The sequence below is a fragment of the Pseudomonas sp. S2_A02 genome (assembly GCF_054668495.1).
This window is the reverse complement of sequence record NZ_CP162776.1, coordinates 4168513-4188313: the sequence shown is the minus strand read 5'-3', so window position 1 is coordinate 4188313 and position 19801 is coordinate 4168513. Positions and strand designations below refer to the sequence as shown.

Below are 19801 nucleotides of genomic sequence, written 5' to 3'. Positions count from 1 at the left end.
CGCAGAGCGTCACAGGATGCATTCCCACGCGGAGCGTGGGAACGATCATCTCCGCCAACAAGAGGTCCCATGCCCAACCGCCCACCTCTCGACGCTGTCACCGCCCGCTGGGTACCTTGGGTTGTGGCCATTGCCTTCTTCATGCAATCCCTCGACGGGACAATCCTCAACACCGCCCTCCCCGCCATGGCCCGGGACCTGGCCGAAGACCCGCTGCGCATGCAGGGCGTCATCATCGCCTACATGCTCACCGTCGCCTTACTGATCCCCGCCTCCGGCTGGATCGCCGACCGCTTCGGCACCCGGAAAATTTTCTTCGGCGCGATCCTCCTGTTCAGCTTCGGCTCATTGCTCTGCGCCTTGTCCAGCACCCTGAGCATGCTCATCGGCGCCCGGGTGATTCAGGGCTTGGGGGGCGCCTTGATGCTGCCGGTCGGGCGATTGGTGGTGCTGCGCGCATATCCGCGCTCGGATCTGGTGCGGATCATGGGGTTCATTACCATCCCTGGCCTGCTTGGCCCGCTGATCGGCCCGACCATGGGCGGCTGGATGGTGCAATACCTGACCTGGCACTGGATCTTCCTGATCAATTTGCCGGTGGGCGTCCTCGGTTGCTACGCGGTATGGAAATTCATACCCGACCTGCGCGGCACTGAGCGCACCCGCTTCGATAGCTTGGGCTTTTTATTGTTTGGCGCGGCGATGGTACTGATCACCATCGCCATGGAAGGCCTCGGCGAGCTGCACCTGCCGCACTTGCGGGTGATGTTGCTGCTGTTTGGCGGCATGGCCTGTCTGGCGGCGTATTGGCTGCGGGCCGGGCACGTAGACAATCCGCTGTTTGCGCCATCGTTGTTCAAAACCCGGACCTTCGCCGTGGGCATCCTCGGCAACCTGTTCGCTCGCCTCGGCAGCGGCGCATTACCGTTCCTGGTGCCATTGCTGCTGCAAGTGGCGCTGGGCTACTCGCCCTCTCAGGCCGGGATGAGCATGCTGCCCTTGGCCGCGGCCGCGATGGTCGCCAAGTCAGTGGCGCGGCCGTTGATCGAACGTTTCGGCTACCGCACCGTGCTGACCGGCAACACACTGGCGCTGGGGATCATGCTGGCAAGCATGGGCCTGGTCAGCGAGCAGACGCCGTATTGGCTGCTGCTGGCTCAGTTGGCGATTCTGGGGGCGATCAACTCCTTGCAGTTCACCGCAATGAACACCGTCACCCTGATCGACCTTGACGACGCCAGTGCCAGCAGCGGCAACAGTTTGCTGTCGGTGGTCGCGCAATTGTCCCTGAGCCTCGGTGTGGCCTGCGCCGGCGCCCTGCTCGGAGGCTTCACGGCGGAGATCGGCAACGACGGCGTGGACACGGTCCTGGGCGCGTTCCAGCTGACGTTTGTGACAGTCGGAATCATGGCGATGCTGGCTGCAACGATCTTCTCGCAGCTGTCTAGAACTGACGGACGGCGCGTCAGGGGTCCGGAAGAACACATCGAGCCTTAGTTTCCAGACGATAAGTGCCTGCGCTCGACCATGCTGCGTTGAAAACAGGCTCGGAATGCTCATTGGCTAAAGCCAAGTCGAGTGCGACCCCAGCCGTTTCTCGCCTATTTTCGCCTTGCCTGGTCTGCGCTCGGCGACTTCTCGTCTGGAAACTACGGGCGAATGGCCATGGGACTGATACACTGCGCGACATTTTGTTTTGCAGGCCCGTCCCGTGACCACCATCGCCACCGCTTTTAATACTTTGCCGCTGTCCGCCGCCATGCTGGCTAACCTCGACTCCCTCGGTTATGCCCAGATGACGCCGATCCAGGCGCAAAGCTTGCCGGTGATCCTCAAGGGGATGGACCTGATCGCCCAAGCCAAGACCGGCAGCGGCAAGACCGCCGCCTTCGGTATCGGCCTGCTGAACCCGATCAATCCACGCTTCTTCGGTTGCCAGGCGCTGGTCATTTGCCCGACTCGCGAGTTGGCTGACCAGGTTGCCAAGGAAATCCGTCGTCTGGCCCGTGCCGAAGACAATATCAAGGTACTGACCCTGTGTGGCGGCGTGTCCTTCGGCCCGCAGATCGGCTCGCTGGAGCACGGCGCGCACATCATCGTCGGCACCCCGGGTCGTATCCAGCAACACCTGCGCAAGGGTTCGCTGGTGCTCCATGGCCTGAACACGCTGATCCTCGACGAAGCCGACCGCATGCTCGACATGGGTTTCTACGATTCCATCGAAGAAATCATCGCCCAGACCCCGGAGCGCCGCCAGACCCTGCTGTTCTCCGCCACGTACCCGGTGGGCATCAAGCAACTCGCGTCGAAATTCATGCGCACCCCTCAGATCGTGAAGGCCGAGGCGTTCCACGACGATACGCAGATCGAGCAGCGCTTCTACGAGATCTCTCCGGAAGAGCGTATGGACGCGGTGGTCAAAGTCCTCGCGCATTTCCGTCCGGCGTCCTGCGTTGCCTTCTGCTTCACCAAGCAGCAGGTTCAGGAAACCGTTGATCACCTGACCTCCAAAGGCATCTCCGCCGTGGGTCTGCAGGGTGATCTGGAACAGCGTGACCGCGATCAGGTATTGGCCATGTTCGCCAACCGCAGTACTTCGGTACTGGTCGCCACCGACGTCGCCGCTCGCGGTCTGGACATCGATATGCTGGACATGGTGATCAACGTCGAACTGGCCCGTGATTCGGAAATCCACATTCACCGTGTCGGCCGTACTGGCCGTGCCGGTGAGAAAGGCATCGCGATCAGCCTGGTCGCCCCGTCCGAAGCGCACCGCGCCCAAGCCATCGAGCAACTGCAGAAGTCGCCGTTGAGCTGGGATCAGTTGGACAACCTCAAGTCCCAGGGCGGAGCACCGCTGCTGCCGGTAATGAGCACGCTGTGCATCGGCGCTGGCCGTAAAGACAAGGTTCGTCCGGGCGACATTCTCGGCGCACTGACCGGCGACGCCGGCATTCCGGGCGCTCAGGTCGGCAAGATTGCGATTTTCGACTTCCAGGCCTATGTGGCCGTGGAACGCGGTATCGCCAAGCAAGCCTTGCAGCGCCTGAACGACGGTAAAATCAAAGGCCGCTCGTTGCGCGTGCGCATCCTCTAACCTGATCGTTCCCACGCTCCGCGTGGGAATGCATCCCGTGACGCTCCGCGTCACATAACGGCGGACGCAGAGCGTCCGTGGCGGCATTCCCACGCAGAGCGTGGGAACGATCATTGTGTGAGGACACCGTTTTGCGCTCTACCGAAGTCGTGATCATTGGCGCTGGCGCCGCAGGGTTGATGTGTGCGCTGACCGCCGCCGGGCGCGGGCGCAAGGTGATGTTGCTCGACCATGCGAACAAGGCCGGCAAGAAAATCCTCATGTCGGGCGGTGGGCGCTGCAATTTCACCAACATGTACACCGAACCGAGCAATTTTCTCTCGCAGAACGAACACTTCTGCAAATCCGCGCTGGCGCGCTACACCCAGTGGGATTTCATCGGTCTGGTGGCCAAACACGGCGTGCCATACCACGAGAAGAAACTCGGCCAATTGTTCTGCGATAACAAATCCAGCGACATCCTCGAAATGCTGCTCAACGAGTGCGATCAGGTCGGCGTCAGCCTGCACCTGGACACCTCGATCCAGCACATCGAAAAAATGGAAAGCGGCTACCTGCTGCAAACCACCCTCGACCAAATTACCTGTGAGTCTCTGGTGATCGCCACCGGAGGCCTGTCGATTCCGACCCTCGGCGCCACCGGTTTCGGTTATCAAGTGGCCAAGCAGTTCGGCCACGATTTGCTGCCGACCCGCGCCGGCCTCGTGCCGTTCACCATCACCGATCAGCTCAAGGAGCTTTGCACCGAGCTGTCCGGTACATCGGTGGATTGCCTGGTGAGCTGCAACGACCAGAGTTTCCGCGAGAACATCCTGTTCACCCACCGCGGCCTCAGCGGGCCGGCGATTTTGCAGATCTCGTCGTTCTGGGAATCCGGCGACACGGTGGAGATCAACCTGATGCCGGATCACGACGTGCCGAGCTGGCTGCAACAGCAGCAGGCCGAACGCCCCAACAGTGAGCTGAAAACCCTGCTCGGTGAAATCTTCACCAAGAAGATGGCCAACCTGCTGGCGGACAACTGGTTCGTCTCCAAACCGATGAAGCAGTACACCCACGCCGAACTGGCGGACATCGCCGAAAAACTGGCGAGCTGGAAAGTCGTGCCGGCCGGCACCGAAGGCTACCGCACTGCTGAAGTGACCCTGGGCGGCGTCGATACGCGGGAAGTGTCGTCCAAGACCATGGAATCGCTGAAAAGCTCCGGCCTGTATTTCATCGGCGAGGTGCTCGACGTTACCGGGCATCTGGGTGGTTTCAATTTCCAGTGGGCCTGGGCCTCCGGTTACGCCGCCGCGCAATACGCCTGACAAACAAAATTTAAATGTGGGAGCGGGCTTGCTCGCGAAGGCGGTCTGACAGTCAACCTAGATGTTGAATGTACCGGCCTCTTCGCGAGCAAGCCCGCTCCCACAGATTTCTCTGCCAACCACAGAATTTTTGATCGGCAACAGATCCCTCATACTCCCGGGAACAGATTTTGCTGTCAGATGTGATCGGCGCCATTGCGTCGGCGTCATTAGTGGCTCAATTTAGCGTCATTGCCTCGGAAGGCCTTCGCACTTCATGTCATCGACCACATTTCGGCAGTCTCTGCGTCGCCTCTGGGCGCTGGATAAATTCAGCTACAGCGTGCGGGTATTCATCGCCCTGACCGGCAGCATGGCGCTGTGTTGGTATCAGGATGAAATGGGGCTGCTGATCCCGTTGTTCCTGGGGATCATCGCCAGCGCCCTGGCCGAAACCGACGACAGTTGGCAGGGTCGCCTCAACGCACTGGCCGTGACGCTGATGTGTTTTATGGTCGCCGCCCTGTCCGTCGAACTGCTCTTTCCCTACCCCGTCCTCTTTATCATCGCCTTTGCACTGGCCAGCTTTTGCCTGACCATGCTCGGCGCGCTGGGCGAACGTTATGGCGCGATTGCTTCGGCAACACTGATTCTGTCGGTCTACACCATGATCGGCGTGGACCAACGCGGTGGCGCGGTCACTGATTTCTGGCACGAGCCGGTGCTGCTGGTGTCCGGTGCGGCCTGGTACGGCTTGCTCTCGGTGCTGTGGCAGGCGCTGTTTTCCAACCAGCCGGTACAGCAGAGCCTGGCGCGGCTGTTTCGTGAACTGGGTTATTACCTGAAGCTGAAATCGTCGCTGTTCGAACCGATCCGGCAGCTGGACGTGGAAGCGCAGCGGCTGGAACTGGCCCAACAGAACGGTCGGGTGGTGGCGGCCCTGAACGCCGCCAAGGAAATCATTCTGCATCGGGTCGGCGACGGTCGGCCGGGCGTAAAAGTCAGTCGTTATCTGAAGCTGTACTTTCTCGCCCAGGACATCCACGAGCGCGCCAGTTCCTCGCACTACCCCTACAACGCGCTGGCCGAAGCGTTCTTCCACAGCGACGTGCTGTTCCGCTGTCAGCGCCTGCTGCGCCAGCAAGGCAAGGCTTGCCGCGCATTGGCCGAATCGATCCAGATGCGCCAGCCGTTCATCTATGACGCAAGCTTCGCCGAGGCCCTGAACGACCTGCACGCTTCCCTCGAACACCTGCGCATCCAGAGCAATCCGGCCTGGCGCGGTCTGCTGCGTTCGTTGCGAGCATTGGCTGCCAACCTCGGCACCCTCGACCGTTTGCTCAGCGACGCCAGTAACCCCGATGCGCTCGCAGACGCCACCGATAGCAGCCTGCTCGACCGTTCGCCACGCAGCCTCAAGGATGTCTGGATACGTTTGCGCACGCAGCTGACGCCGACCTCGTTATTGTTCCGCCACGCCCTGCGCCTGCCCCTGGCGTTGAGCATCGGCTACGGCATGGTGCATTTGATCCACCCATCGCAAGGTTACTGGATCATCCTCACCACGCTGTTTGTCTGTCAGCCGAACTACGGCGCCACCCGCCGCAAACTCGGGCAGCGAATCATTGGCACCGCCATTGGCCTGACCGTGGCCTGGGCGCTGTTCGATCTGTTCCCGAACCCGTTGATCCAGTCGAGCTTCGCCATTGTTGCCGGGGTGGTGTTCTTTACCAACCGCACCACCCGCTACACCTTGGCGACTGCCGCGATCACCCTCATGGTGCTGTTCTGCTTCAACCAGGTGGGCGATGGTTATGGGCTGCTTCTGCCGCGACTGTTCGATACCTTGCTCGGCAGCCTGATCGCCGGGCTGGCGGTATTTCTGTTCCTGCCGGACTGGCAGGGTCGACGCCTGAACAAAGTGCTGGCCAACACCCTCACCTGCAACAGCATTTACCTGCGCCAGATCATGCAGCAATACGCCGCAGGTAAAAGCGACGACCTGGCTTATCGCCTGGCCCGACGCAACGCGCACAACGCCGATGCCGCGTTGTCGACAACGCTGGCCAACATGCTGATGGAGCCGGGGCACTTCCGCAAGGAAGCGGATGTCGGGTTCCGTTTCCTGGTGTTGTCGCACACCTTGCTCAGCTATTTATCGGGGCTGGGAGCACACCGCGAAACCCAACTACCGTCGGATGTGCGCGAGCATTTGATCGACGGCGCCGGTGTGAACCTGGCCGCCAGCCTCGACGAAATCGCCAAAGGCCTGGCGAGCAAACAGCCGATTGCGATTCAGAGTGATGAGGAAGAAGCGCTGGCCAATGGGCTTGAGCAGATGCCGGATGAGATCGATGAAGGACAGCGGTTGGTGCAGACGCAACTGGCGTTGATCTGCCGGCAGCTGGGGCCGTTGCGGACGTTGGCGGCGCATCTCATCAAGGACACTAGCGAGGCCTGAGATTTGTAGTGACTGGTCTGACGTCATCGCGGGCAAGCCCGGCTCCCACAGGTTTGTGCAAATCCTGTGGGAGCCGGGCTTGCCCGCGATGACGCCAGCAGCTTCAACACAAACACCGGATCAAACCCATCACATCCCATGCTGCTTGAGCAACTTCTCATAACTCCCATCGGCCTTCATTGCCGCAATCTCACGGTCGAACCCGGCGACGATCTGTTCATGCTGGGGGTTCTTCAGGCTCACCAGAATATGCAGGCTGTTCTCGCTCAATGGCTTGGGCAAAAACTCCACGGAATTGCGTACCCTGGATGATTCCCGAGCCAGGTAATACCGGGCGACGAACTCGTCTTCCAGGGTCAGCTTGACCCGGTCGGCCGCAACCATGCGCACGGCCATGGCGAAGTTATGCACCGGTACTTTCTGCAACGACACATCGTCATCGAATGCTTGCGAGTAGGCATAACCGCGTACCACCGCTATCGGGTAGGTGTTCAGTTGTTGCAGATTGCTGAATTCGATCGGCGTGTCTTTGCGCTTGAGAAAGCGCACGCGGTTGAGCAGGTACTCGCCGGAAAACTGCCCCAGTTTCGTGCGTTCATCAGTGTACCAGGCGTTGACCAGCACGTCGTAACGCCCCTCGCCTACCCCAAACAAGGCTCGCGCCCAGGGCACTTGTTCGAAATCACTGGCATAACCGGCCCGTGCCAGCGCGGTGCTGACGATGTCTGTGGCCAATCCGCCATTGACCAACGTCGCGTCGGTAAAAGGTGGCCAGGCATCGGCTACCAGACGCAGCTTTTCCGCTGCCGCGCTCTGTGTCAGCAACAGCAATCCAATCAAAGCAAACGCTCGATGCAATCGCGGCATGCCAGAAAATCCTTAGCGGGCGGACTGCCCGACGTGTTTCTCAGCCAAAACTCCAAGGCCCCTCTAACGGCGAAACCCAGGTCCTCACATTAGCTTATCGACAACATTGCACAGAGCTTCATCGCAGATTACACAAAGAAGACAATCTCGCGAGAAATGAATGATGGCATTTTGGCCTTTGTCACAGATTTCTCTGCCATCAAGACATTCCGCATCCGGACGCTTAATATCGGAGCTACGTTGCTCAAGGAATCTGAAGATGACAATCGATTGGGTCTGCAAACATCACAGCGATCTGGGGAAAGAGCAGCTGTATGCCATTTTGCAGTTGCGTGCCGAGGTATTCGTCGTCGAGCAGAAATGCCTTTATCAAGACATCGATGGCCAGGACCTGGAAGGTGATACCCGCCATTTGATGGGCTGGGACGGGGATCGACTGGTGGCCTATCTGCGCTTGCTCGACCCGGAACTACAGGGCGGCGACGTGGTGGTTGGCCGGGTGATCATTGCTCCCGCTGCACGCGGCATCGGGCTTGGGCATGAGATGATGAGCCAGGCGTTGAAACAGGCCGAAAAGCACTGGCCTGAAGTGTCGATCTACCTCTCGGCCCAGGCGCATTTGCAGGGGTACTACGGACGGTACGGGTTTGTGGTGGTGGGTGAGGAATATTTGGAGGATGACATTCCGCATATCGGGATGCGTCGTTCCTGAGGGCCCCATCGCGAGCGGGCTCGCTCCCACATTGGACTTTTGGTGGGAATTTTATTTAAGCCACACAGAAGATCTATTGTGGGAGCGAGCCTGCTCGCGATGACGTCAGCCCTGTCACCGCAGGCATTCAGGGATATTCCAGCACCGCTTTGATCTGCCGCAGATTGCGCTCGATCCACCCCCGATCAATCGCCCCCCACTCGCGAATCCGATAGCGCCCCGCATGGTTACGCGCGCCTTCTTCCTGCTCGAATTCACAAACAATATCCAGATCCGCCAATGCTGCGATGGTGTCCTGGGCCGTGCGCCGGGGCATGCCGGTGACTTCGGTCAACGCCGGGACGCTGCTGGCCAGTCCGCTGTCGATCAGGTACGCCACGTACAAACGGCGGTAGAAGCTGCTTTTGGTCTTGCTCACGTCCATCCATGCGCTCCTTGTTAGAAGATCAAAGGATCGCAGCCTTCGGCAGCGCCCGCAGGCGCGTAGCAGTTGCCGAAGGTTGCGATCTTTTGATCTTGATCTTCTATTGCATATCCCGCCAAGTCAGGTACACCCGCAAATCGAACTCCACCTGGTGATACCCCGGCAACATGTGTTCGCACAACTTGTAGAACGCCTTGTTGTGATCCGACTCTTTGAAGTGCGCCAACTCATGCACCACGATCATTTTCAGGAACTGTGGCGCCGCGTCCTTGAACAACGAGGCGACGCGAATTTCTTTCTTGGCCTTGAGTTTGCCGCCCTGCACCCGGGAAATCGCGGTGTGCAGGCCGAACGCGCGGTGGGTCAGGTCCAGACGGTTGTCGAACAACACCTTGTCGATCGCCGGGGCATTACGCAGGTATTCCTGCTTGAGATCCAGGGCATAGGTGTACAGCGCCTTGTCGCTCTGCACCCCGTGCTTTTCTGGATACCGCTGGCTCAGGTAGTCGCCCAGTCGACCTTCGGCGATCAGCTGGCGCACTTGGTCCTGCAAAGCAGCGGGATAGGCCTGGAGGTATTTCAACGCGGTCATTGGGGCGGCAACACGAGTCACGAAAAGGTCGCCAGTGTAACGAATTCAATTCGTCAGCGCGCTCCAGTCGAACGGTTCCACAAAGTGACGGGTGTCCTCGGCCATCAGCGGTCGCGCGACCAGGAACCCCTGCACGTACTGGCAACCGTTGACTTGCAGCCACTCATATTGCGCCACTGTCTCCACCCCTTCAGCGATGACCAGCAGACCGAACTGCTTGCACAAATCGATGACACTGCGCGCCAGCGCCGCATCCCGTTCGGACCCCGGCAACCGGGCGATCAAATGCCGGTCGAGTTTGAGCGTGTCCAGTTCCAGGTCTCGCAGGTGTGCCAGCGAACAAGCCCCGGAGCCAAAGTCATCCAGCGCCACCCGAACCCCCAGATTGCGCAGCAAACGCAATTGCTTGCGGGTTTCGTCGGGGTTAAGCATCAAGGCCTCTTCCGTGACCTCGACCTCCAGCTGCCGCGGTTTCAAACCATGGCGCTCCAGCACCTGACGCAGCTCGGTGACCAGGTTGGGCAAACCGAACTGCGTGCTGCTCAAACTGACACCCAGCACCAAGTCTTCGGCAAACAAGGTTTCCCAGGCTTTTCGCTGTTTGGCCCCTCGATGGTAAATCCAGCTGCCCAGGCGACTGATCAACCGCGCCTCTTCCAGCAACGGCAAAAACAGCCCCGGTGGAACATCGCCGACACTCGGATGCTGCCAACGCAGCAACGCCTCGAACCCGCGAATCTGCCCGTCGGCAATGGCCACTTGAGGCTGATACACCAAGTTGAAATCTCGGTTCTCGATGGCCGTGCGCACGCTCTCTTCGAGCATCAGCCGCGAGCGCGCCCGGCCATTCATTTCGTGATCGTAGAAGCGATATTGCTGACGCCCGGCACGTTTGGCTTCGTACATGGCGATGTCGGACGCGCGCATCAACCCGTCGAGATTAGCGCCGCAATCGGGGTAAGTGGCAATGCCGATGCTGGCGCCCAAGGCGATGTCCATGCCTTCGATTTGCTGACAGATCGATACCCGCTCGATGAGCTTCTCGGCAATCTTCGCCGCTTGCTCGGGGTGCTCAAGATCCAGCAGCGCGGTGAACTCATCGCCACCCATCCGCGCCAGAATATCGAAGGGCCGCAGGCAGGCCTTCAGCTGCTCGGAGACCCAACGCAGCACCCGGTCGCCAGCATCGTGGCCGAGGGAATCATTGACCCGCTTGAAGCCGTCGAGGTCCAGGTACAACAGCACCCAGGTACTATCGGAGCGTTCGCCGCGCAGCAGCAGGTTTTCAGCGGTCTGATAGAAACCCCGGCGATTGAGCAGCCCGGTCAGCGGATCGGTCACCGCCTGAAACTCCAGCTGCTGATGCAGATGGCGCACCACCGACATGTCCAGCACCGTCACCACCATGGCCTGTTGTTCGGCGGGCAACGGCGCACAGGACAACGCCACCGGCACTTGCTGGCCGGGCGCCGTACGCAGTAATGCATCGTGCAGGCGCAGGGTTTCACCGCGTTTGTAGCCGGTAAACAATTCGGAGTCAGCCCAGATCGGGATGTGCGGTTTTTGCAGGAAATCGAGAAACTCTTTGCCTTGCAGCTCATGCACCGTGGCGTTGAGCAGGCGGGACATTGCCGGGTTGGCAAAGCGAATCAGCCCGTCCTCGCCCACCACCAGAATGCCTTCAGCGGCGTTATCCAGCACCGAGGCATTGAAGGCTCGGGCGACCTCCAGGTCATGGCTCAACTGCTGCAAGGCACGGCGATTACGCTGATGCTCGAGCAGGGCCTGGACTTTGGGCTTGAGAATTTGCGGGTCGAACGGTTTGAACAGGTAATCCACCGCACCACTGGCGTAGCCCTTGATCACGGCGTCCTGGGATTGTTCGTTGGCGGTAAGGAAAATGATCGGCGTGAGGCGGGTACGCTGGCTGCCACGCATCAAGCGCGCCACTTCGAAACCGTCCATACCTGGCATCTGCACATCCAGCAGCACCAAGTCGACGTCGTGTTCGAGCAACAGGCTGAGCGCTTCAAAGCCGGAAGCCGCGGTGATGACCTGCCAGTCCTGGCGCTGTAACAACGCGCGCATGCTGATCAGGTTTTCGGGGTAATCATCAACAATTAAAAGGATTGAGCTGCCTTCAGCTGGCGTAGGTTGTGCGCATTCCATGCTGCATCTCTTGTGCTGGACCTCAGGCCGGTCTCTTGTGAAAACCGGACACATAGTGCGACTTCACTCTAGACCCGGATCTGCGAAAGCAGAAGCAGCCAGAGTGCTATCACTTCAGTAAAGTTTCACATAGCCGACTAACGGTCAGTCCTACAGCCCCCGTAAACCGGGAAAGATGGCATTTCGACAGGATGTTGACGTCAACCATCTGCCAAACGGGCATTAACAAATAACCGTTCTACGCTTATAAAGACGGCCCGAAGGCGCGCGCTAGAGCTTCTGGCACGTGCGTACAGAAAAAGTGGAAGCTCGAATATGATCGATCTCGCAACCTGGAACCTCAGCGTTCCTGTCGGCAGTCCGCCGTACACCGTTGAAACAACCAAACTGGTGGACGGCTTCAAGGATCAATACTTCCACTCCGACACCGGCACCTTGTTTTTCTGGTCCCCGGTAACCGGCACCCGCACTGAAAACGCAATCTACCCTCGCACCGAACTGCGCGAAACCTACAGCAACGGCACGCTGAAAAACTGGTACTACCCCGACGCGGACAACTCCCTGCGGGCGACCCTTTCGGTCAGCCAGGTACCCAGTTCGGGCAAGATCGTCATTGGCCAGATCCATGCTTACAACAGCCAGAAGCCCATGGTGAAGGTCGAATATCAATACAAAGACTCCAGCGCAACCGGCAACATCGTCGCCAAAGTCCGCATGCACCCCGACGACGACACCGCCCGGGTCATCACCATCGCCACCGGCGTGAAACTCAATCAGGAATTCTCCTACCTCATCCACCTCAGCCCTGGCGGTGCATTGGGCATTAGTGCGGTGGGTTACTCATGGGACACCGACATCAGCGCGATGTGGCGGGATAAACCGCTGTACTTCAAGGCTGGCGTTTATGTGCAGGACAACACCGGATATACCAGCGAGGGTGGGGAAGTGACGTTCAGCAAGCTGGATATCGATCACGATACGTAATCCCTAAAAGATCGCAGCCTCCGGCAGCTCAGGTTACGCGTCCTCTTAGGAGCTGCCGAAGGCTGCGATCTTTTGATCTTCAGCTCCGAAAATCTCGTAGGAATCCATCCATTGTGGCGAGGGAGCTTGCCCCCGCCGGGCTGCGCAACAGTCCCTCTTTTTGGGGGCCGCTTCGCGCCCCAGCGGGAGCAAGCTCCCTCGCCACAGGTTCTTTATATCCAACTTCCTCTCTTCACTGATCGACATCAGCCCCCACTTAAACGCCCACGTTTAAAGGCACTCAGCGTTACTTCATGAGACCTACAACAGCTTGCGTCACCGCCTACGGTTACGCCAGAATCCGCCGACTTGTGCACCTTGAAGCCCATCGGTAACTTGATTCGCATCACTGATTCCCAGTGATCGGGTTTAGTAGCCCGTGGTGTTTTTTCAGTTAGGTGCAAAGCTCTGTCCATCAGATGTTCCTGTCTGAACGTGATGGTGGCTGTGCTCAGGGCGCTTCGGCGCGCCGGTTAATGCTGATAACTCCCCGGTCTACTAACCTGCGCACAGCTGCCACCCTTCTTTTAGTAGAGAAGGTTAAGCAGCTCCATTCAGGAGTTTTCAGCTTATGTTCAAGGTAACGCCTAATCCGCCGGACACAGACCCGGCCTCCCCCTACGAATCCCTCGATTCGAAAAAATTCCACGAAGCCGCCGAGCGTGCCCTCGACCACTATCTCAACCCAGCCGCCCAAATCATGGCCAGCACCAACGAACCCGAACCCATGTTCCTCGCCAATCCGAAGTACAACACCGAATCCCTGCTGGCCAACGCCAGCGAAACACTGGGCTCGGCCACCACCATGCTTAACGATTTCGCGGCGCTGCTGGAGACCTCACATCGCAAGACCCTGCTGGGTATTGCCCAGGTGGTCATGCTCGGCGAACTGGCGGTAAACCAGGCGCTGGATCACGTCGAATTGAAGGAGTAATCGCGGCCCAATTAGAGCAAGGCGAGCAAACTTGCTTCCAACAAAAACCCGCCTCTCGGCGGGTTTTTTACTACGTGCTTATTCTGACTCTTTCGGCAATGTGAAAGGCGCGGGTCCTTTAGAGTTTTGGATACTTTCCGGCTTTGGTGCAACTGGAATTGTGACAGGCGCAGGGCCTTTCGCTTTTGGTTTTACATCCTTGGTGCTCATAACTGCGTACTCCATTACAGGGTGGAGTTTTATTCTGAAAGAATCGATAAAGGCTGTCTACTATCAGATATGACAGTCCTTTAGATATATTGGCAATAACGCTCCAAATAACCGATTAAAATAAATCCGTCCTTTACTCATTAATCACCTTCTCGGCTATTTTTCAAAACAGATCTTTTCTCAATCGCAAAAAGTTATAAAACACTATCAATTCTTACGCGAAAAGCGAGAAAAGGGGACCAGAAAAGGGGACAGATTTATTTTCTATCACGCGCGCCCATGCATTCGCCTCGTTGTTATTTTCCGCTAGGCTTCGTGCATCACTACAAGGACGTAGGAGGCTATATGCCCAGAATGGGACGCATTGTTTTGCCAAATTATCCGCATCATGTCGTGCAACGAGGCCACAACAGGCAGGTTGTGTTCCCTGAGCCGAGTGACTTCCAGCGTTACCTCGAAGATCTGCGAGAGCTCAAAACGCTATACGACGTTAAAGTCTATGCCTTCTGCTTGATGACCAATCATGTCCATCTACTACTCGCGCCAGGAGACTCCGTCGCGAGTCTCGGACAATTGATGAAAGGCTTGGCAGGCCGCATGACGCGTTATCGCAATAAGCTGGAGGGGCGCACCGGTACCTTGTGGGAGAGTCGATACAAATCCAGCGTGGTTCAAACCGACACCTATTTGCTGGCTTGTAGTCGATACATCGAGCTAAATCCGGTGCGAGCGCAAATAGTTCAGCATGCGCAGGATTACCCTTGGTCGAGCTTGCACCTACGGCTCAACGAAACGGCAGAAAATCATTGGCTCGATGAAGACCTTTGCTTCAACGAGCTCGGTGAAACCCATAGCGAGCGCCTTGCTCGCTACACCTCCTTTATGGAGCAAACGACTCCTTCCTCGGAGCTGCAGTTGATCAGAGGCGCCCTCCAGCGTGGACAATTGACGGGCAATCCTCGATTCACAGATGAGATTGAAAAAATCACTGGATTGCGAATATCGCATCGAGCGCGAGGCAGACCTGCGAAACAACTCGAATAAAGTATGAGGGGCGACTAACTGTCGATTCCGATAGAAAGTGATGATTAAATAAATCTGTCCCCTTTTTTGTCCCTTTTCTATCCTATTAAAAACCTTCACCTATCGCGAAATGATATTAAAGACTGTCAAATCTAACAGGTGCCGCAGAAAGCATATCTGTCTATCCTCTTCTACGGAACATGAAAAGAAGCGAAACAGCGCAACCAATTAAATAAACTTTCCATCTAATTGAATTCGTCGACGCTCGATGAATTAAGGAGAAAAATATGACTGTTATAACTATAAACTCAGTCGTGCCATGCGGGAGTTATTTTACTGTCAATGGCGCAGGAGATCCAAATAGGAATTTTGTCGTGTGTGTAAGTGGCACAGGGCAGCAATTATCGCAGGGATGTACAGATCACAATGGAAATTTCTCAATCAATGTTACTCCGGGCTCTAACCATGAGTACGACATTGTTTTGCGACATTTGGAACAAGATGGGACGATAGGTGACAACAGAAGCTGGTCCACATCATTTCGCAACCCCGTAAAATGAAAGTTTTGTAAATGACATCTTCTACATAGCACTGGCTTATTTAAGTCAGTACTGATTCTTCCCCGCAATAAAAACCCGCCTCTCGGCGGGTTTTTATTATTACTCAAATACAGAGGCTCAATTCACCTTAGCATTCAACTCACCCTTCAAATACCGCTGATACATCGCTTCCAACGAGATCGGCTTGATCTTCGAAGCATTACCCGCCGTACCAAACTGCTCATAACGCGCAATACACACATCACGCATCGCAGTCACGGTCGCGCCGAAGAACTTACGCGGATCGAACTCGCTAGGGTTGGTAGCCATCAGGCGACGCATCGCACCGGTGGATGCCAGGCGCAGGTCGGTGTCGATGTTGACCTTGCGCACGCCGTGCTTGATGCCTTCGACGATTTCCTCAACCGGTACGCCGTAGGTTTCTTTGATGTCGCCGCCGTACTGGTTGATGATCGCCAGCCACTCTTGCGGAACCGAAGACGAACCGTGCATCACCAGGTGGGTGTTCGGGATGCGTTTGTGGATTTCTTTGATGCGGTCGATGGCCAGCACGTCGCCGGTAGGTGGCTTGGTGAACTTGTAGGCGCCGTGGCTGGTGCCGATGGCGATGGCCAGGGCATCGACTTGGGTGCGCTTGACGAAGTCAGCGGCTTCTTCCGGGTCGGTCAGCATTTGGCTGTGATCCAGAACGCCTTCGGCGCCGATGCCGTCTTCTTCACCGGCCATGCCGGTTTCCAGCGAACCCAGGCAGCCCAGCTCGCCTTCTACCGATACGCCGCAGGCGTGCGCCATGGCGACGGTTTGTTGGGTAACACGGACGTTGTAGTCGTAGTCGGTCGGGGTCTTGCCGTCTTCGCCGAGGGAACCGTCCATCATCACCGAGCTGAAGCCCAGTTGGATGGAGCGCTGGCAGACGTCAGGGCTGGTGCCGTGGTCCTGGTGCATGCACACAGGGATGTGCGGGAATTCTTCGATTGCCGCCAGGATCAGGTGACGCAGGAACGGTGCACCGGCGTATTTGCGAGCACCGGCCGAAGCCTGGACGATCACCGGGGAGTCAGTCTTGTCAGCGGCTTCCATGATGGCGCGCATCTGCTCAAGGTTGTTGACGTTGAAGGCTGGAACGCCGTAGCCGAACTCGGCTGCGTGGTCCAGCATCTGGCGCATGCTGATAAGTGCCATTGTGTGTGTCTCTCCCGGTTGAGGGTCGTTAATCGTGCCAGCCTGCCGTAGCGGCGGCGGCTATTCAAGTTATTGCAGATCGGGGGTTGGCCCGGGCTGCGAATTCGGTGTTGCCTGAATCTCTACGAGCCGTTGATTTCCTGTAGGAGCGAAGCTTGCTCGCGAAGAGGTCATCACATTCAACACATATGTTGTCAGTTAAACCGCTTTCGCGAGCAAGCTTCGCTCCTACAGATTTGGCGCAAGCCTTCAATTACTCGGCTTTACAACCGCGGCCGATCAAATCATTGGTGGCGACCCAGTACACCAGGCCTTCCTCACCTTTTACGTGAAACGCCAGCATGTCGTTGCTGTACAGCGAACCTTCGGCGCCCGGTTCAAGCTTCAAGCGGTAGACCTGATCGGCACCGCCCAGGCGCACGTCGACTTCCTTGCGGCTGACATCAGTGTAGCGCCAGAGCACTTTGGCCTGGCTATCGCAGGTCCAGGTGCTCCAACTGTCCGCAGGCTCGGCAGCGTTGAACAGATTCAAATTGGCGCAACCTGCCAGCAATGCCACTGCCGCAACGGCAATAAAGCGTTTCATCCGTGTTCCTCGACTGACGGCGCACGCTGCCAGCCTTGAGTAAAGAGTCAGACCCCTCAAGGGCAACCATGTTCCTTGGCCGGGGTCTGTGTCTCATATTTGTCCAGGCCATCCGGCCCGGAACGCTTGTTGATCACCGGGTTGGTTTCCGCTTGCCAGTCGGCCTGGTAGCAGCCTTTTTCCTGTGTTTGCGGCGCGGGTTCCGGCGTGGCTTTCGGGTTACTCCCGCAAGCCGCCAACATACCCGCGGCGATCAACAACACTAAGGTCCTGACCATCTGAACACTCCTTTGCCTGGTCAAATGCGCGGCCTCAGGCCTTGGCCCGGCTTTCCAGGACTTCAACGGCCGGCAGGACTTTGCCTTCGACGAACTCGAGGAACGCGCCGCCGCCGGTAGAAATGTAGGAGATTTGCTCAGCAACGCCATATTTATCGATGGCTGCCAGGGTGTCGCCGCCGCCAGCGATGGAGAACGCCGAGCTGTCGGCGATGGCCTGGGCCAGCACCTTGGTGCCGTTACCGAACTGGTCGAATTCGAACACGCCCACCGGGCCGTTCCACAGAATGGTCTTGGACGACTTCAGCAGCTCGGCGAAATTCGCCGCGGTCTGTGGGCCGATGTCCAGGATCATGTCGTCTGCAGCCACGTCGGCAATCAGCTTGACGGTCGCGGTCGCGCTTTCAGCGAATTCCTTGGCAACCACCACGTCGACCGGCAGGGGCACGCTGACTTTGGCAGCGATTTCACGGGCGGTGTCCAGCAGGTCTGGCTCGTACAGGGATTTGCCGACCGGGTGACCGGCAGCGGCCAGGAAGGTGTTGGCAATACCGCCACCGACGATCAGCTGGTTGCAGATCTGGCTCAGGCTGTTGAGCACGTCGAGTTTGGTCGACACTTTGGAGCCGGCCACGATAGCGGCCATCGGCTGCGCCGGGGCGCCCAGGGCTTTGCCCAGTGCATCCAGTTCGGCGGCCAGCAACGGGCCAGCAGCGGCGACTTTGGCGAACTTGGCCACGCCATGGGTCGAACCCTCGGCGCGGTGAGCGGTGCCGAAGGCGTCCATCACAAACACGTCGCACAGGGCAGCGTATTGCTTGGCCAGTTCGTCAGCGTTCTTTTTCTCGCCCTTGTTGAAGCGCACGTTTTCGAACAACACGATGTCGCCGGCTTTCACGTCGACGCCGCCAAGGTAATCGGACACCAGCGGCACTTCGCGGCCCAGCGCCTTGCTCAAGTAGTCAGCGACTGGCTTGAGGCTGTTCTCGGCCGAGAACTCGCCTTCGGTCGGACGGCCAAGGTGCGAGCAGACCATCACGGCCGCGCCTTTTTCCAGGGCCAGCTTGATGGTCGGCAGCGAAGCCAGGATTCGCGCATCGCTGGTGACAACACCGTCCTTGACTGGGACGTTGAGGTCTTCGCGGATCAGTACGCGCTTACCTTGCAGATCGAGGTCGGTCATCTTCAACACGGTCATGGGTCGCATTTCCTGGATAGCTGTTTTAGAGAGCAGGTTTTGGTTGGGGTGCAGCTGTTTGCAAATAGTGTTCTGCAACGTCCAGCATTCGATTGGCAAAACCCCATTCGTTGTCGAACCAGGCCAGGATGTTCACCAGCCGTGGGCCGGAAACGCGGGTCTGACTGGCATCGACGATGGCCGAATGTGGGTCGTGATTGAAATCACAACTGGCGTGAGGCAACTCGGTGTAAGCCAGAAGGCCCTTGAGCGGGCCATGGGTGGCGGCCTCGCGCAGAATCCGGTTGACCTCGGTGGCGTCGGTATCACTTACGGTCTGCATCGTAATGTCGAGGCAGGACACATTAACCGTCGGCACCCGCACGGCTTTGGCCTGAATTCGCCCGGCAAGTTCCGGCAGCAGGCGTTCAATGCCTCGCGCCAGACCAGTGGACACCGGAATCACCGACTGGAACGCCGAGCGGGTGCGACGCAGGTCTTCGTGGTGATAGGCGTCAATCACCGGCTGATCGTTCATGGCCGAGTGGATGGTGGTGATCGACACATATTCCAGACCAATGGCCTGATCCAGCAGGCGCAACAGCGGCACGCCGCAGTTGGTGGTGCAGGAGGCGTTGGACACCAGCAGCTCGTCGCCGGTCAGGCAATCCTGGTTCACACCGTAGACGATGGTAGCGTCGACATCCGCCTCGCTGGCCATCGGCTGGGAAAACAGCACCCGGGGCGCGCCAGCGTCGAGAAAACGCTGCCCATCCTGACGGGTGTGGTAAGCGCCGGAGCACTCCAGCACCAGATCGACGCCCAGCGATGCCCAATCGATGCCTTCGGGGGTGGCACTGCGCAGGACCTTCACGCAGTCGCCATTAATATGCAGACAATCGCCTTCGACCTTCACTTCGCCGGGAAAGCGCCCGTGAGTTGAGTCGAAGCGTGTCAGGTATTCGATGCTGGCCATGTCGGCCAGATCGTTGATCGCGACAATTTCAAACCCGGCCGTCGAGCCTCGCTCAAACAACGCACGCAAGACGCAACGACCAATCCGGCCGTAGCCGTTGAGTGCAACTTTGTAAGGACGCGGTTGAGGCATGGGGTTCTCGATTACCGTGGTGAATCCGTCAGTGTTGCGTTGCATGTTCAACTGCCTTCGCGGGCAAGCCTCGCTCCTACATGGGCGGCATAAATCCCTGTAGGAGCGA

General features: G+C 58.1%; 17 protein-coding genes. 8 read left to right on the top strand and 9 right to left on the bottom strand.

Translation table 11 applies throughout. The features are described from left to right. The first annotated feature begins 69 nt into the window (after nt 1–69). The 4 genes from mdtD to yccS all read left to right on the top strand — a co-directional run bounded on the left by mdtD (nt 70) and on the right by yccS (nt 6847). Nucleotides 70–1497, top strand: coding sequence for a multidrug transporter subunit MdtD (mdtD, locus tag AB4O41_RS19115; RefSeq protein WP_460144287.1), 1428 nt, complete (start codon nt 70–72; stop codon nt 1495–1497). Between the two features lie 262 nt (nt 1498–1759). Then, nucleotides 1760–3097, top strand: coding sequence for an ATP-dependent RNA helicase DbpA (gene dbpA, locus AB4O41_RS19110; protein WP_229768771.1), 1338 nt, complete (start codon nt 1760–1762; stop codon nt 3095–3097). Nucleotides 3098–3228: 131 nt separating this feature from the next. Further along, nucleotides 3229–4407, top strand: coding sequence for a BaiN/RdsA family NAD(P)/FAD-dependent oxidoreductase (locus tag AB4O41_RS19105; RefSeq protein WP_460144286.1), 1179 nt, complete (start codon nt 3229–3231; stop codon nt 4405–4407). Nucleotides 4408–4663: 256 nt separating this feature from the next. Continuing rightward, nucleotides 4664–6847, top strand: a complete 2184-nt coding sequence (gene yccS, locus AB4O41_RS19100; RefSeq protein WP_460144285.1) for a YccS family putative transporter — start codon at nt 4664–4666, stop codon at nt 6845–6847. A 129-nt stretch (nt 6848–6976) separates the two neighbouring features. Here yccS and AB4O41_RS19095 read toward each other — a convergent pair whose 3' ends face one another. Then, a complete protein-coding gene (locus tag AB4O41_RS19095; protein ID WP_460144284.1) occupies nt 6977–7714 on the bottom strand; it encodes a substrate-binding periplasmic protein in 738 nt (245 codons plus the stop codon). A 259-nt stretch (nt 7715–7973) separates the two neighbouring features. On the opposite strand from AB4O41_RS19095, the gene AB4O41_RS19090 reads away from it, so the two are divergent. Continuing rightward, nucleotides 7974–8426: a GNAT family N-acetyltransferase gene (locus tag AB4O41_RS19090; protein WP_460144283.1), complete on the top strand. Its 453-nt coding sequence runs from the start codon at nt 7974–7976 to the stop codon at nt 8424–8426. A 127-nt stretch (nt 8427–8553) separates the two neighbouring features. Here AB4O41_RS19090 and AB4O41_RS19085 read toward each other — a convergent pair whose 3' ends face one another. The 3 genes from AB4O41_RS19085 to AB4O41_RS19075 all read right to left on the bottom strand — a co-directional run bounded on the left by AB4O41_RS19085 (nt 8554) and on the right by AB4O41_RS19075 (nt 11611). Beyond that, nucleotides 8554–8850, bottom strand: a complete 297-nt coding sequence (locus AB4O41_RS19085; RefSeq protein WP_007894945.1) for a winged helix-turn-helix domain-containing protein — start codon at nt 8848–8850, stop codon at nt 8554–8556. A gap of 100 nt (nt 8851–8950) precedes the next feature. Beyond that, complete coding sequence (locus AB4O41_RS19080; protein WP_460148378.1) at nt 8951–9442, bottom strand: M48 metallopeptidase family protein; 492 nt, start codon at nt 9440–9442, stop codon at nt 8951–8953. 45 nt (nt 9443–9487) lie between these two features. Beyond that, a complete protein-coding gene (locus AB4O41_RS19075) occupies nt 9488–11611 on the bottom strand; it encodes a putative bifunctional diguanylate cyclase/phosphodiesterase (protein WP_460144282.1) in 2124 nt (707 codons plus the stop codon). Between the two features lie 315 nt (nt 11612–11926). Between AB4O41_RS19075 and AB4O41_RS19070 the strand changes: the two genes are divergently transcribed. The 3 genes from AB4O41_RS19070 (at nt 11927) to AB4O41_RS19060 (ending at nt 14822) form a co-directional block, all read left to right on the top strand. Next, nucleotides 11927–12595, top strand: coding sequence for a polysaccharide lyase family 7 protein (locus tag AB4O41_RS19070; protein ID WP_460144281.1), 669 nt, complete (start codon nt 11927–11929; stop codon nt 12593–12595). Nucleotides 12596–13205: 610 nt separating this feature from the next. Then, nucleotides 13206–13568, top strand: coding sequence for a DUF6124 family protein (locus AB4O41_RS19065; RefSeq protein ID WP_460144280.1), 363 nt, complete (start codon nt 13206–13208; stop codon nt 13566–13568). 555 nt (nt 13569–14123) lie between these two features. Further along, nucleotides 14124–14822 carry a transposase gene (locus AB4O41_RS19060; RefSeq protein WP_460144279.1) on the top strand — a complete coding sequence of 233 codons (699 nt, stop codon included), beginning with the start codon at nt 14124–14126 and terminating at the stop codon, nt 14820–14822. A gap of 656 nt (nt 14823–15478) precedes the next feature. Here the strand turns inward: AB4O41_RS19060 and fba are convergent. From fba to epd, 5 genes are all read right to left on the bottom strand, one after another. Further along, a complete protein-coding gene (gene fba, locus AB4O41_RS19055; protein ID WP_007894938.1) occupies nt 15479–16543 on the bottom strand; it encodes a class II fructose-bisphosphate aldolase in 1065 nt (354 codons plus the stop codon). Between the two features lie 253 nt (nt 16544–16796). Further along, nucleotides 16797–17129, bottom strand: a complete 333-nt coding sequence (locus AB4O41_RS19050) for an MliC family protein (RefSeq protein WP_460144278.1) — start codon at nt 17127–17129, stop codon at nt 16797–16799. A 56-nt stretch (nt 17130–17185) separates the two neighbouring features. After that, on the bottom strand, nt 17186–17407 hold the full coding sequence (locus AB4O41_RS19045) for a hypothetical protein (protein WP_123719649.1): 222 nt from the start codon (nt 17405–17407) through the stop codon (nt 17186–17188). Between the two features lie 34 nt (nt 17408–17441). Further along, nucleotides 17442–18605 carry a phosphoglycerate kinase gene (locus tag AB4O41_RS19040; protein ID WP_460144277.1) on the bottom strand — a complete coding sequence of 388 codons (1164 nt, stop codon included), beginning with the start codon at nt 18603–18605 and terminating at the stop codon, nt 17442–17444. 25 nt (nt 18606–18630) lie between these two features. Next, nucleotides 18631–19692 carry an erythrose-4-phosphate dehydrogenase gene (gene epd / locus AB4O41_RS19035; protein ID WP_258617803.1) on the bottom strand — a complete coding sequence of 354 codons (1062 nt, stop codon included), beginning with the start codon at nt 19690–19692 and terminating at the stop codon, nt 18631–18633. Nucleotides 19693–19801 lie beyond the last annotated feature (109 nt).

Coding starts and splice junctions, on each gene's coding strand:
- mdtD (WP_460144287.1), top strand. CDS start 70: ATGCCCAACCGCCCACCTCTCGACGCTGTCACCGCCCGCTGGGTACCT.
- dbpA (WP_229768771.1), top strand. CDS start 1,760: ATGCTGGCTAACCTCGACTCCCTCGGTTATGCCCAGATGACGCCGATC.
- yccS (WP_460144285.1), top strand. CDS start 4,664: ATGTCATCGACCACATTTCGGCAGTCTCTGCGTCGCCTCTGGGCGCTG.
- AB4O41_RS19095 (WP_460144284.1), bottom strand. CDS start 7,714: ATGCCGCGATTGCATCGAGCGTTTGCTTTGATTGGATTGCTGTTGCTG.
- AB4O41_RS19090 (WP_460144283.1), top strand. CDS start 7,974: ATGACAATCGATTGGGTCTGCAAACATCACAGCGATCTGGGGAAAGAG.
- AB4O41_RS19085 (WP_007894945.1), bottom strand. CDS start 8,850: ATGGACGTGAGCAAGACCAAAAGCAGCTTCTACCGCCGTTTGTACGTG.
- AB4O41_RS19080 (WP_460148378.1), bottom strand. CDS start 9,442: ATGACCGCGTTGAAATACCTCCAGGCCTATCCCGCTGCTTTGCAGGAC.
- AB4O41_RS19075 (WP_460144282.1), bottom strand. CDS start 11,611: ATGGAATGCGCACAACCTACGCCAGCTGAAGGCAGCTCAATCCTTTTA.
- AB4O41_RS19070 (WP_460144281.1), top strand. CDS start 11,927: ATGATCGATCTCGCAACCTGGAACCTCAGCGTTCCTGTCGGCAGTCCG.
- AB4O41_RS19065 (WP_460144280.1), top strand. CDS start 13,206: ATGTTCAAGGTAACGCCTAATCCGCCGGACACAGACCCGGCCTCCCCC.
- AB4O41_RS19060 (WP_460144279.1), top strand. CDS start 14,124: ATGCCCAGAATGGGACGCATTGTTTTGCCAAATTATCCGCATCATGTC.
- fba (WP_007894938.1), bottom strand. CDS start 16,543: ATGGCACTTATCAGCATGCGCCAGATGCTGGACCACGCAGCCGAGTTC.
- AB4O41_RS19050 (WP_460144278.1), bottom strand. CDS start 17,129: ATGAAACGCTTTATTGCCGTTGCGGCAGTGGCATTGCTGGCAGGTTGC.
- AB4O41_RS19045 (WP_123719649.1), bottom strand. CDS start 17,407: ATGGTCAGGACCTTAGTGTTGTTGATCGCCGCGGGTATGTTGGCGGCT.
- AB4O41_RS19040 (WP_460144277.1), bottom strand. CDS start 18,605: ATGACCGTGTTGAAGATGACCGACCTCGATCTGCAAGGTAAGCGCGTA.
- epd (WP_258617803.1), bottom strand. CDS start 19,692: ATGCCTCAACCGCGTCCTTACAAAGTTGCACTCAACGGCTACGGCCGG.